The sequence below is a fragment of the Thalassospira permensis NBRC 106175 genome (assembly GCF_000714555.1).
In the GTDB taxonomy this organism is placed as follows: Bacteria; Pseudomonadota; Alphaproteobacteria; order Rhodospirillales; family Thalassospiraceae; genus Thalassospira; species Thalassospira xiamenensis.
This window is the reverse complement of the sequence record NZ_AUNC01000026.1, coordinates 1-12,566: the sequence shown is the minus strand read 5'-3', so window position 1 is coordinate 12,566 and position 12,566 is coordinate 1. Positions and strand designations below refer to the sequence as shown.

Annotated in this window: 13 protein-coding genes and 1 other RNA gene; 4 read left to right on the top strand and 10 right to left on the bottom strand. The window is 57.0% G+C overall.

Features of this window, described 5'->3' with window-relative positions; all coding sequences use genetic code 11:
* Positions 1-134: 134 nt before the first annotated feature.
* The 9 genes from SMB34_RS13705 to tkt form a co-directional block, all read right to left on the bottom strand.
* Entirely contained in the window at positions 135-1,298 is a 1,164-nt protein-coding gene (locus tag SMB34_RS13705) for a peptidoglycan -binding protein (protein ID WP_037990863.1), read from the bottom strand.
* 4 nt (positions 1,299-1,302) lie between these two features.
* On the bottom strand, positions 1,303-2,487 hold the full coding sequence (locus SMB34_RS13700; protein WP_007092447.1) for a hypothetical protein: 1,185 nt from the start codon (positions 2,485-2,487) through the stop codon (positions 1,303-1,305).
* A 12-nt stretch (positions 2,488-2,499) separates the two neighbouring features.
* Positions 2,500-3,771: an OmpA family protein gene (locus SMB34_RS21530; protein WP_037990861.1), complete on the bottom strand. Its 1,272-nt coding sequence runs from the start codon at positions 3,769-3,771 to the stop codon at positions 2,500-2,502.
* 264 nt (positions 3,772-4,035) lie between these two features.
* The gene (locus tag SMB34_RS13690; protein ID WP_007092445.1) at positions 4,036-4,845 is read right to left on the bottom strand and encodes an inositol monophosphatase family protein; all 810 of its coding nucleotides are present in this window, start codon (positions 4,843-4,845) and stop codon (positions 4,036-4,038) included.
* Positions 4,846-4,899: 54 nt separating this feature from the next.
* Positions 4,900-5,466, bottom strand: coding sequence for an elongation factor P (gene efp, locus SMB34_RS13685; RefSeq protein ID WP_037990860.1), 567 nt, complete (start codon positions 5,464-5,466; stop codon positions 4,900-4,902).
* Positions 5,467-5,662: 196 nt separating this feature from the next.
* Positions 5,663-6,313 (bottom strand): thiamine phosphate synthase, encoded by a 651-nt coding sequence (thiE, locus tag SMB34_RS13680; protein WP_037990858.1) that lies wholly within the window; start codon positions 6,311-6,313, stop codon positions 5,663-5,665.
* A gap of 50 nt (positions 6,314-6,363) precedes the next feature.
* Complete coding sequence (locus SMB34_RS13675; RefSeq protein ID WP_037990856.1) at positions 6,364-6,798, bottom strand: hypothetical protein; 435 nt, start codon at positions 6,796-6,798, stop codon at positions 6,364-6,366.
* Between the two features lie 90 nt (positions 6,799-6,888).
* Entirely contained in the window at positions 6,889-7,896 is a 1,008-nt protein-coding gene (gene gap / locus SMB34_RS13670; RefSeq protein ID WP_007092441.1) for a type I glyceraldehyde-3-phosphate dehydrogenase, read from the bottom strand.
* A 112-nt stretch (positions 7,897-8,008) separates the two neighbouring features.
* The gene (gene tkt, locus SMB34_RS13665; RefSeq protein WP_037990854.1) at positions 8,009-9,991 is read right to left on the bottom strand and encodes a transketolase; all 1,983 of its coding nucleotides are present in this window, start codon (positions 9,989-9,991) and stop codon (positions 8,009-8,011) included.
* Positions 9,992-10,469: 478 nt separating this feature from the next.
* Between tkt and SMB34_RS13660 the strand changes: the two genes are divergently transcribed.
* The 4 genes from SMB34_RS13660 to SMB34_RS13650 all read left to right on the top strand — a co-directional run bounded on the left by SMB34_RS13660 (position 10,470) and on the right by SMB34_RS13650 (position 12,235).
* The gene (locus SMB34_RS13660) at positions 10,470-10,736 is read left to right on the top strand and encodes a DUF4164 family protein (RefSeq protein WP_007092439.1); all 267 of its coding nucleotides are present in this window, start codon (positions 10,470-10,472) and stop codon (positions 10,734-10,736) included.
* 5 nt (positions 10,737-10,741) lie between these two features.
* Positions 10,742-11,083 (top strand): cell division protein ZapA, encoded by a 342-nt coding sequence (locus SMB34_RS13655; RefSeq protein ID WP_037990853.1) that lies wholly within the window; start codon positions 10,742-10,744, stop codon positions 11,081-11,083.
* Positions 11,084-11,142: 59 nt separating this feature from the next.
* Positions 11,143-11,303: non-coding RNA, 6S RNA (ssrS, locus tag SMB34_RS20915), on the top strand.
* Positions 11,304-11,419: 116 nt separating this feature from the next.
* Positions 11,420-12,235 (top strand): TIGR00282 family metallophosphoesterase, encoded by an 816-nt coding sequence (locus SMB34_RS13650; RefSeq protein ID WP_037990851.1) that lies wholly within the window; start codon positions 11,420-11,422, stop codon positions 12,233-12,235.
* A gap of 126 nt (positions 12,236-12,361) precedes the next feature.
* On the opposite strand, the gene SMB34_RS21140 is transcribed toward SMB34_RS13650, so the two are convergent.
* On the bottom strand, positions 12,362-12,566 hold a 205-nt coding region (locus SMB34_RS21140), incomplete at its 5' end, for a hypothetical protein (protein ID WP_037990849.1).

Here is a 12,566-nt window from a genome sequence, read left to right as displayed (position 1 = left end):
TTGAAAGGCTCCCTTAAGCCTCCAACGTGCCGGTGTGGTTCTTGGTTCCGAATTTTTCCCGATCCAGAGAAATGCGCCAGAAATGACAACGGCACCCATCAAGGGTGCCGTTGGTGATCTTTATGGTGCCGGTCTTACCGTTCGGTGATCTTGAATTCGATACGACGGTTGCGGCGATAGGCGATTTCGTCGTCGCGGTTATCAAGCGGCTGATATTCGCCAAAGCCCGCAGCAACCAGCCGGTTTGGCGGCACACCGCGTTCGATCAGGAATTTGACCACCGAAATGGCACGCGCCGCCGACAGTTCCCAGTTTGACGCGAATTTCAGGTTACGGATCGGAACTTTATCCGTGTGACCATCAACGCGCATGACCCAATCGATATCGTCGGGGATTTCGGCCGAAATGGTTTTCAGGGTATCGCCAAGTTTTGCCAGTTGTTCCTGACCGTCTTCGCCAAGATCGGCGGAGCCGGATGTGAACAGGACTTCGGACTGGAAGACAAAGCGGTCACCCACCACGCGGATATCCTGACGGTCGCCCAGAACTTCGCGCAGGCGGCCAAAGAATTCCGAACGATAACGCTGCAATTCGGCGACCTTGGTGGCAAGGGCGGCATTCAGGCGCTGCCCGAGATTGACAATCTGGGCCTGGGCTTCTTCGTTCTCGCGTTCGGACGCTTCGAGGGCGGCTTCGATGCGGGCAAGCTGCTGACGCAGGGCCAGCATCTGCTGATTGAGGGCGGCGACCTGTGCCTGTGCCTCGGTGCTGAGCTTTTTCTCGTCTTCGAGTTCGGCGGCGCGCGAGGCCAGCAGGGCGGAAAGCTCTTCGATGCGGGTTTCCTGATCGGCAAGCTGTTCGTCGGCTTTTTCGCGTGCGGTGCTGAGCTCGGCCTCTTTTTCCTCAAGATTGGCAAGGGCGGCGAGAAGTTTCTTTTCCATCTCGTCCGCAGACAGTTCGGCGGCGGAAAGCTGGCTTGCGAGGGCGGCGGCACGGTCGCGCAAATCGTCGCGCTGGTCGCTGGTGTTGGAAAGCTCGGTCGTGAGCTGTGTCAGTTCGAGTTCCATGCGCTGATTGTTGGTGCGTTCGAGCGACAAAAGATTGGTTAGCTCGTTCACCTGTGCGGTCAGGTCATTCAATGCCTGATCACGTCCCGAAAGGGCAGCACCCAGATAGACCTGGGCGACGACGAAAATCATCAGCAGGAAAATGATCACCATCAACAGCGTGGCCAAGGCATCAACAAAGCCAGGCCAGGTGTTGACGTCGCGATTTCGGCGGCGTGACAACCCGGTCATGCGATCAGCCCTCCTCGGCGATCGCGGCGATGGTACGGGCCAGAAGCTTGATCTCGCTTCTGATTTCCTGAGTCGATTGCTGACGGCCCATGGTCAGTTCCTCGCCAACGCGGGCAAGGGTGTTATCGAGCGAACGGATATGGGCGCGTGTATTGTCGTCAATACCGAAGCTGCCGATTTTCATGGAATCGGAAAGCTGATCAAGCACGGGTTTCAGATGCATCTGGTTTTCCGCCAGCTTGACCATAAGCTGCTGTTCGGCCTTCATCTGATCGGTCAGGGTCGAAAGTTTGTCGGCCAGATCGATCAGGGTGTTATGCGATTTGATCTGCGAGCTTTCGGACCGCTGGATCGAGTTTTGCAACCCTTCCATATTATCGGCCATCTGTTCGATCAGGGCCGAAAGATAGGCCGGAACCGACTGTTCCCCGTCTGACACCGGACCGCCCGAAGACAGACGGGTAAAGCCCGAAAGCCATTCTTCAAGTTCGTTAAAGAAGCGGTTCTGGGCCTGACCGGCCTGCATGTCGATCAGTCCAAGCGCCAGCGAACCGGCCAGACCGAAGAGCGAGGACGAGAACGCCGTTCCCATGCCGCCAAGCGGCTCGGCAAGGCCCTGTTTCAGTTCGTTGAACCACAGATCGATATTCTGGCCCGAACCAACATTGACATCACCGATGACATTGGCAACCGAGTTGACGGTCTGAAGCAGGCCCCAGAAGGTGCCAAGCAGGCCAAGGAAGACCAGAAGGCCGACAACATAGCGCGACAGTTCGCGGCTTTCATCCAGACGCGAGCGGATCGAGTCCAGAATGGTGCGGGTCGCCATGGTCGAAAGTTGCGGACGGTCGCGGCGCTGTTCGGCCATCATGCGGGCCATCGGCAACAGCAGTTTCGGCGGAACCTGAGACGTCAGACCCGGACGGTTGCGACGGAAATCTTCGATCCAGGTGACTTCGGCCGACAGGCCAGCAACCATGCGGAAGGTATAGATCACACCGACAACAAACACGCCAAGGATCAGTCCGTTCAGAACGGCGTTGGCCATGAACGCATCGGAAAGTGCCGGAAACAGCAAGGCACCGACGGCGGCGATGATGGCGATGAAAATCCCCATCCGCGTCAGGTAGCTTCCCGGTTTGGTCACGACAGGAAGGGTTGCCATGCCGTTGGCCGAATTATTGCTCATGACGGATCAATCCTAGCGTTGAACGGTTTTGATATCGACACGATCAGCCGGACCGGACGGCACATTGGCGCCCAGCGCACGGACATCAATGCGCGTGGACCGCACACCTTTGTCGATCAGGTAGGAACGAACCTGCAGGGCACGCGAAAGCGACAGACGGCGCGCCTTGCTGGCATTGTTGGAATCACCTTCGGCATAGGCCTGAAGCTGGATACGCATGTTTTCATCGCTGCCCATGTTCTTGACGATGCTGTCAAGCTGGGCGCGGGCGGCGTTGTTCAGCTCGAAACTGCCGGAACCGAAGGCAAGGCTGTATTCACCGGCACCAGATGGTGCGGATGCAACCGGGTCCTTGGCCGCAGGCGGAACAGCGGCGGTTTCCGCAGCCGGTTTCGGTGCGGGGACAGGTGCAGGTGCAGGTGCAGGTGTGCTCGGCGCGGTTGCAACCGGTGCCGGTGTAGCGGGTGCCGACGGTTGGCTGTCGGAGCGCTGTTCAAGCATTTCCTGCGGCGATGTCGTGGTGTCAGGTGCCGGGCTTGGGGCCTCTGGCACGTTTGATTTGTTCGGTACAACCGGCTCAGGTGCGGGCGGCGGTGGTGCCTGTTTGGTGTCCTCGGCCGGAAGCGGCGGGGCTTTGGGTGGTTCGACCTCGGCCGGTTTGGTTTCGACTTTCGGGGCCGGTTCGGCCTTGGGGGCCTCGGCCATTTCCGCAGCTGGCGCGGGGGCCGGTTTTGGTGCCGGGGTCGGTTTGCCTAGCGGGACCGGTGCGCTGCCGCTGGCTGCCTGTGTGGCGGCCGGGCTGGCCGGTTTGGCGCGCGGTGCAGCGGTGGGGGCGGGCCGATTAAGGGCGATCACCTGATTTGCGCCATCATCGTAGGACGGGCTGGTGGTGACACCGGGAACGCCGTAAAACTGCGATTGTGTCGGAACGTCGTTGCTGCCCGAACCGTCGATGACAACGGTTTCAAATCCGTCGCCATAGGTTGCGCCACCGGTATCCTGCGCAAAGCGGTCGGCGGCAAGGAATTCTGAATGCGGGCGGGTTTCAGGATAGATCAGGTCGCTGCCGGCAATCGAAATATGGTCACGCGGAACCGAGGGTGAAAGATAGTTCGGTACGGTCGGTTGTCCGCCAAACCCGTCGGCAACATCCCAGTTTACCTGTACGTTGCTGTCAACGGATACGGGGGTGTATTGCTGTGCGGATGCGCCGCCACTGACAACCACGTTACCGCCCAGTGCGGCCATGAATGCCAGCACCGAAATCTTGGAATACCCCATCATCAAATCGCAGGCCCCTTGTTACCCTGTGTTTGAACACGTTTTTTTATAACGCACAGTTTTGTGTCGATCTTTTGGCACATCGTTTTGTTTGGCGTGCCACCCCGGTCTGCTCATAGGCATAAATCCATGATCAGACGGCAAGTACCATAGCTTAGAGCTTGATGATGAACAACCGCTTTGACCGGCACATGCACGTGAATGCAAAAAGGGCATCCATGCCAAAGCAGGGATGCCCTTTCAAAAAACGGTAATAAAAGCTGATACTTATTCGGTAACGGCTTTTTTAAGCGTCTTGGCCAGCACGGGCTGGATATAGTCGTTGGCGGCAACGACGCTGCCGGTGCCAAGCATGTTGGTGCCACCTTTGGCATCGCGGACATAGCCGCCTGCTTCGGTGATCATCAGAAGGCCTGCGGCGATATCCCACGCGTTAAGATGGGATTCCCAGTAACCGTCAAAGCGACCGGCGGCGACATAGGCCAGATCAAGCGATGCGGCACCCATGCGGCGCACACCGGCACAACGATCCATGACCGAATGCAGCTGCTTTTCAAACGCGGCGTGATCGCCATGCCCGATATGGGGAACGCCACATGCCAGAACGCATTCGTTCAGACGACGACGGCCCGAAACACGCAGGCGACGGTTATCAAGATAGGCGCCAACGCCTTTTTCGGCCCAGAAGAATTCATCCTTGGCGACATCGTAGATGATACCAGCGATGATTTCGTCACCCTTTTGCAGGGCCACGGAAATCGCAAAATGCGGAATGCCGTGCAGGAAGTTGGTGGTGCCATCAAGCGGATCGATGATCCAGCGGTGCTCCGGATCGGAGCCCTTGATTTCGCCGCCTTCTTCCATAAGGAAACCATAGCCCGGACGGGAACGTTCAAGTTCTTCGCGCAGACGTTTTTCGGCACGGTGATCGGCCGCAGAAACGAAATCTGCCGGGCCCTTCATCGATACCTGAAGGTTTTCGACTTCACCGAAGTCGCGTTTAAGTCCATAGGCCGCCTTTTCGACGGCCTTGAACATGACATTGATATTAGCTGAACGACGGGCGGCGCCACGCACGGCTCATCTCCCGGTGTTTGAAAGTAAAAAAGGAAGGCCTAAGGACGAATGTCCTTAGTCTTTTGCACGTTCGAGATAGGTGCATTCGGTCGTGTTCACGACAACGCGCGTACCCGATTCAATATGCGGCGGAACGAGAATGCGAACGCCATTATCAAGAACGGCCGGCTTGAAGGAAGAAGACTGGGTCTGCCCTTTGACAACCGCGTCGGCTTCGACGATCTGGCAGACAACATGTTCGGGCAGGGTCACGGCAAGCGGTTCGCCTTCGAAGGATTCGATGGTGACAACCATGCCATCCTGAAGGAATACAGCCGGTTCGCCGACGAGTTCTGCATTGACTGTGATCTGTTCGAAAGTTTCGCTGTCCATGAAGGTGATCATGTCACCATCGGCAAACAGATAGGTATATTCATTCTGTTCCAGACGAACACGTTCGACGGTTTCCGAAGCCCGGAAACGTTCGTTCAGCTTGGTGCCGGTACGAATGTCTTTGAGTTCAACCTGGTTAAACGCACCGCCTTTACCCGGCTTCACAGCCTGGCATTTTACCGCACGCCACAGGGCACCTTTATGTTCGATAAGGTTACCCGGACGGATTTCGTTGCCGTTGATTTTCATGGCACCAACCGTTCTTTCAGATCACAGATTCACGATGTAAGCGGGACACCCGTCCCATTAAAGTCGGGCTTAACTACCAGTTTGGCGAATTTGCTGCAAGCAGATTGATCAGGGTTTGCGTGCATGGCAAACCGTCATTCGCGCATGGCTGTCGCCAAATCGCCTAGGTCAAAAGGGCATTGAACCGCGTCGGGTTTCAGTCCGAAGCTGCGGCAATCGCGGCCTTGATTGCCTTTGCCCCGGCCTCGGCGCCGTCCGGATGGTTCCAGACTCCGCCCGTGACGGCAATGAAATCGGCACCGGCTTCGACAATCGGGCCAAGGTTATCGGCCGTGATGCCGCCAATCGCGACACAGGGCACCGTGGTAAAGGTCGTCCAGATTTCGATGATTTCGGGGGTGACGCTGGTTTTGGCTTCTTTGGTCTGGGTCGGATAGAACGCGCCAAACGCCACGTAATCAGCCCCTTTTTCGCCAAGCTCCATGGCGCGGTGGCGGCTGTCATAGCAGGACACGCCGACGATATGTTCTTCGCCCATGATCGCGCGCGCCTCGGCGTAGCTGGCGTCTTCTTCGCCGACATGAACACCGTCAACGCCCGATTTTTTGGCGATGTCGGGGCGGTCATTAAGGATCAGGGGAATGTCGCGGTCCGAACAAAGCGGCAGGATCGCATCAATCGCCTTGCGGATTTCATCATCGGAAACGTCTTTGAGACGAAGCTGCAGACAATCAATCGCACCGGTATCAAGCACGGATTTCAGGCGATCCGGAAATACGGCCAGATCGATTTTGGGCGGTGTCAAAAGATAAAGGCCGGTTTGGTCGTCTGCGTTCACAATGGTCATTCCTGATCAAAAACTGCGTATCATGTAACGTTTCATCACCCATTTGGCAATCACCCAGCCAAAAACGCCGAAAGCCGCCGGTCAAGTTCCGCATCGGGCAGATGATCGTCACCGGTTTCGTAAATCCGGTCCGGGTCGGGCAGGGTGGTGCGTATCTGGCATCCCGACTTTGAGCCGAGATTTTCAAGCCGGGTTTTCAGATCATCGGGCAGATCGTCATCGAGCAGGACCGCATCAATTCCGGCCTCCATCGCGGCCAAGGCCGATGCGCGACGCCCGCGACAATCAAGGATGCCGTGGATGAGGGCATCGGGAAAGTCGGTTCGTAATCTGGCGATCAGGGTGGCAAACCATTGTGCACCAAGCGACGCCCCGGCATTTTCCGGCGACAGCAGATTGATCCGCGCACGCCCTGCAACGCGGCAGGCCGATTGCCCGCCTGCCATGCCATGAATGCGAATGAAAAGGTTTGTGGTGTCTTTCATCGGGGCAAAATATCACCGGGTCGGGATTTGCCAAACAGAAAGGGCGACCCGAAGGCCGCCCTGATCCGGATAGATACCTTCAAGTTCCGATTAAAGGAACTTTGCCATTGCAACGGCGGTATCAGACATACGGTTCGAGAAGCCCCATTCGTTGTCGTACCAGGACAGGATACGGACGAAGTTGCCGCCGATAACCTGGGTCTGGGTGACATCAAAGGTCGAGCTGTTCGGATTGTGGTTGAAGTCAATCGAGACCAGCGGAGCTTCGCAAACGCCCAGAACGCCTTTGAGCGGGCCGTTTGCGGCGTCCTTGATCGCGGCATTGATTTCATCAGCCGTGGTGTCGCGACCGGCAACGAAGGTCAGGTCAACCATCGAAACGTTCGGGGTCGGGACACGGATGGCGGTGCCGTCAAGCTTGCCTTTGAGTTCCGGCAGAACCAGACCGACGGCCTTGGCCGCACCGGTCGAGGTCGGGATCATCGAAAGCGATGCGGCACGGGCGCGGCGCAGATCCTTGTGCAGGCTGTCGACCGTGTTCTGGTCGCCGGTGAAGGCGTGAACGGTGGTCATGAAGCCCTTGGTGATGCCAACGGTCTTGTTCAGAACGTCTGCAACCGGTGCTAGGCAGTTGGTGGTGCAGGACGCGTTCGAAACGATGATGTCGGATGCGGTCAGGCTGTCGCTGTTGACACCGTAAACGACGGTTTTGATGTCGCCCTTTGCCGGGGCGGAAATCAGAACGCGTTTGGCACCGGCGGTCAGGTGTTTGCCTGCACCCGCTTCGTCAAGGAAGATGCCGGTGCATTCGAATGCGATATCGACATTCAGAGCGCCCCACGGCAGGTTCGCCGGGTCGCGTTCCGAGCAGACCTTGATCGCCTTGCCGTCGATGACAAGGTCGTTGCCTTCGGCTTTGACGTCATTGGCCAGAACGCCATGAACGGAATCGTATTTCAGAAGATGTGCGTTGGTGGCGACGTCACCCAGGTCGTTGATGGCCACGACTTCAACATCGGTACGGCCGCTTTCAACGATGGCACGCAGAACCAGACGGCCAATACGACCAAAACCATTAATCGCTACGCGAATAGCCATTCATCCCTCCAAAATTATGATGATTGGTACCTGGGGAGTATCAATCACGGCTTGGGGTTTAACCCCATAGAAAAAAGGCCGGATCGGCATATTACCGATCCGGCCCCTTGAATTAAACGAGTTCTTTGGCCGCCTTGACCAGCGCCTCGGCGGTGATGCCGAAATGCTCGTAAAGGACTTCGGCCGGTGCCGAGGCACCAAAGCCGTGCATGCCAATGACTTTGCCGTTGTCGCCAACGTATTTTTCCCAGCCGAAGACCGACAGGGCTTCGATGGCGATACGCGGTTTGTCGCCAAGGACTTCCTTGCGGTATTCCGGTGACTGTGCGTCGAACAGTTCCCAGCTTGGCAGGGAGACGACGGCGGCATTGATGCCGTCGGCCTTGAGTTTCGCCTGGGCGTTTACGGCAATTTCGACTTCGGAGCCGGTCGCGATCAGGGTGACCTGACGATCACCGTCGCAATCGGAAATCACGTAACCGCCGCGCGCGACAAGGTTGTCTTCGCGGTATTCGGTGCGCAAGGTCGGCAGGTTCTGACGGGTCAGCGCCATGACGGTCGGGCCGGTTTCGTTGGTGATCGCCATTGCCCATGCTTCGGCGGTTTCAACCGCATCGGCCGGACGGATGACGGTCACGTTCGGCATTGCGCGCAGGGACGCGACATGTTCGACCGGCTGGTGGGTCGGGCCGTCTTCGCCAAGACCGATGGAATCATGGGTCATGACATAGACAACGCGCTGGTTCATCAGGGCCGACAGACGGATTGCCGGGCGGCAATAGTCGGTGAAGACCAGGAAAGTGCCGCCATAAGGCAGAACACCGCCATGCAGTGCGAGGCCATTCATGGCCGCCGCCATGCCGTGTTCACGGATACCGTAATAGATATAGCCGCCATGATAGCCGCCATCAGCGGTGATCGGGGCCTGAACGCCGGTTTTGGTGTTGTTCGAACCGGTCAGGTCGGCAGAACCGCCGATCATTTCCGGGATTGCCTTGGTCAGAACTTCAAGAACGTTCTGGGACGATTTGCGGGTTGCGACTTTCGGCAGTTCAGCGGTGATCTGCTTTTTGTAGTCGTTGAACGCATCGATCCAGTTTTCCGGCAGTTTGCCTTCGACGCGGCGTTCGAATTCGTCTTTGAGGGAGGCTTCGAGATTTTCGAAACGCGCACCCCATGCATCGAAGTCGGCCTTGCCACGCGCACCGGCATTGCGCCATGCGCCGAGAATGTCGGCGGGAATGTCGAACGGCTCAGACGTCCAGCCAAGTTTTTCACGCGCACCGGCAAGTTCGGTCGCGCCAAGCGGCGAACCGTGCGTTGCCGAGGTGCCACCCTTGGTCGGAGCGCCAAAACCGATAACGGTTTTGCAGGCGATCATCGACGGGGTATTGGTGGTTTTTGCCTTGGCAATCGCGGCTTCGATGGCGACCGGATCGTGGCCGTCAATCTGCTGCACGTCCCAGCCAGCGGCTTCGAAACGTTTTTTGTGATCTTCGGACGTCGAAAGCGAGGTCGGGCCGTCGATTGAAATGCCGTTATCGTCAAACAGGACGATCAGCTTCGACAGTTTCATGTGACCGGCCATCGAAATGGCTTCCTGGGAAATGCCTTCCATGAGGCAACCGTCACCGGCAATCACATAGGTGAAGTGATCGACAACATCATCGCCAAAGCGCGCATTCATGATGCGTTCGCCAAGCGCGAAACCAACCGAGGTCGCAATGCCCTGACCCAGCGGGCCGGTGGTGGTTTCGATACCGGCACCATGGCCGAATTCCGGGTGACCGGCAGTACGCGAACCCATCTGACGGAAATTCTTGATCTGATCCAGATCGAAATCTTCGTAACCCGTAAGGTGCAGAAGCGAATAAAGCAGCATTGAGCCGTGACCAGCGGACAGGATGAAACGGTCGCGGTCGGGCCAGTGCGGGTGCTTTGGATCAAATTTCAGGAATTTGGTATAAAGAACAGTCGCGACGTCTGCCATGCCCATCGGCATGCCGGGATGTCCGGAATTGGCTTTTTCGACGGCGTCGGCCGAAAGAAAGCGGATGGCATTGGCCATGCGGTTGTGTTCTGTTTGCGTCGTCATTGGATGCGGTTCCTGGGGGTTTCGCGGTCGGGCGATGAAAACACTTTTGATACATGTATTCCATGTTAACGGAATTCGCGCGGAACATGCCCGTACGGGGGGCATCCGTCAACCGCTTCTGTCGAAAAACTGCGCCAATTGTCCTAATTGTGGTTAACGAAAATGACAAACATGCCGGGTTGCCAAGGTGCATGTTGACGCGTCCTGATCCTGCCCCCTATGTTGCCGTTTGGCCCGGCGTTCCCTGTATCCTTTCGGTTCGGTGAACGGTGCGGGTAACGTTGCGCATGTCATGACGGGCTTTTCCATACGGTTTCCGGGCATTATTCCGTGGGGCAGATATTTGATGCCACGGGTTTGTTCGGCAACAAATCAGCCTTTTTCATGACAAAGTCGGTTGGCAGGGTGGCCAATCTTGCGATTGGGTACGGGTTTTGCCTGTGCCGACCGGGTAGTTTAACAAAGCTGGATATTGAATATGTCGCGTTTGCTAGAAGCGAGTATCCGACTTAAAGCGGCCATCGACAGTCTTGATGCTGCCGTGGAGTCGCGTATGGCCAAGGATATCGGAAATCAATCCGATGCTGCCGGTGAAGTCGAAACCCTGAAAAGCCAGCTGGCAGCCGTGCGTCAGGATTATGACAAGCTCGCAACAGCAACCCAGACCGTCTCGGCCCGTCTTGACGGTGCCGTGGGGCAGTTGCGTCTGGTCCTTGATGATGATCGCGAACAAAGGCAGGCATAAAATTCATGGCACAGGTTTCAGTACGAATTAACGGGCGCAGCTATGATGTTGCCTGCGACGATGGTCAGGAAGAACGCCTGATGAACCTTGCGCAATATGTCGATGAACGGGTTCGCGAGATTGCCGGAGCGGTTGGCCAGATTGGCGAACAGCGCCTTTTGGTGATGACCAGTCTTCTGATTGCCGACGAGCTGGGCGACATGCATGAAAAATTGCGCAAGGGTCAGACAAGTGTCGAACCGGAACCCGGCAGCGTAAGTGCGGCCGAAGGTGACGCGATTGCGGAAAACATGGAAAGCATGGCTGTTCGCATCGAAGCTATTGCGCAAAAGCTTTCGCAGGACTAAGTTCCGGACGCTGACTGTTTTCGATGCGCCGTTCGCGGTGATCGGGTGCAGCGGCAAATCGGGGGCTGCCCTGTTCGTCAGGTTCGCTAATTCCCGGGGCCGATGCTCATTTCTCTAGGGAGCTGTCCCTGTCGAGGCCGTGGTCTCGTTATACGGCGCCCACCTGCACACGCAGGTCACGAGGAATTACCACATGGCCAACGGCAGCGGTGGCTCCCACTTAATTTATTGAACATATCCCTTCGACATTGCGTAATGCATCATGCGGTGCGTCTTTAAGGGGCATCACTCATAGTCATGTCCGCATTTCGGGCATGAGACGGAACAGGAATTACAATGCGCTTACTCCATCTCGGCGACGTCCTTGGCCAATCGGGTCGTACCGCAGCACTTGAAGCATTACCCATGCTGCGTGATCGTCTTTCGGTCGATGTTGCCGTGGTGAATGTGGAAAATTCGGCGCACGGTTTTGGTGTGACGGCGAAAATCTGCAAGGAATTCTATGATGCCGGTGCGGATGTTCTGACGACGGGCAACCATGTCTGGGACCAGCGCGAAATCATTGCCTATATCGATGAAGATGAAAAACTGCTGCGCCCGTGGAATTTCCCCGACGGGACACCGGGCAAGGGCGATTACGTTTTCAAAACCCGTTCGGGCAAAAAAGTTTGCGTTGTTAACATGATGGGGCGGTTGTTCATGGACCCGCTTTCGTGCCCGTTCCAGGGGGCGAACAAACTTTTTGCCAAACACAGGCTTGGCAAGAATGTTGATGCGATCATCATCGATTTCCATGCCGAAACCACGTCGGAAAAGATGGCGTTTGGCCATCATTGCGACGGGCGGGCATCGCTTGTTCTGGGGACGCACACCCATGTGCCGACGGCGGATGCCCAGATATTGCCGGGTGGAACGGCCTATCAGACCGATGTCGGCATGTGCGGCGATTTTGATTCCGTGATCGGGATGAAAAAGGAAAATTCGGTCCGCAAATTCATCACCAAAATGCCGACCGGCCGGTTCGAACCGGCAGACGGCCCGGCAACGGTGTGTGGTGTTTATGTCGAAACCGACGATGCCACCGGCCTTGCCAAACGGATCGAGCCGGTCCGGATCGGCGGGCGGCTTAAGGGCAGCTGGCCCAGCGCGTAAAATCCAAACATTTTCAAATGTTGAAACCCTGCCTGCATGGGCGGGGACGATCATGCCAAAGCGACAAAAAAAATGAAAGGCCCGCCGGATGGCGGGCCTTTCAGCACAAAAGACAGTGGTTTGTAATCAGGCGGCGCGACTGCGGGCCTGCTCGCGAAGGTCTTCGAGGATGCCGTTGATGCGCGCACGCAAGGCCTCGACCTTGTGCGAGGCATCCTGTGCTGTGGTCAGAACTTCGCCCGACAGTTGGCCGGTTTTGCCGGTTTCACTTGCCACATCATTGATCGAGGACGAAACGGTGCGGGTGCGATCAGCCGCACTACGCACATTA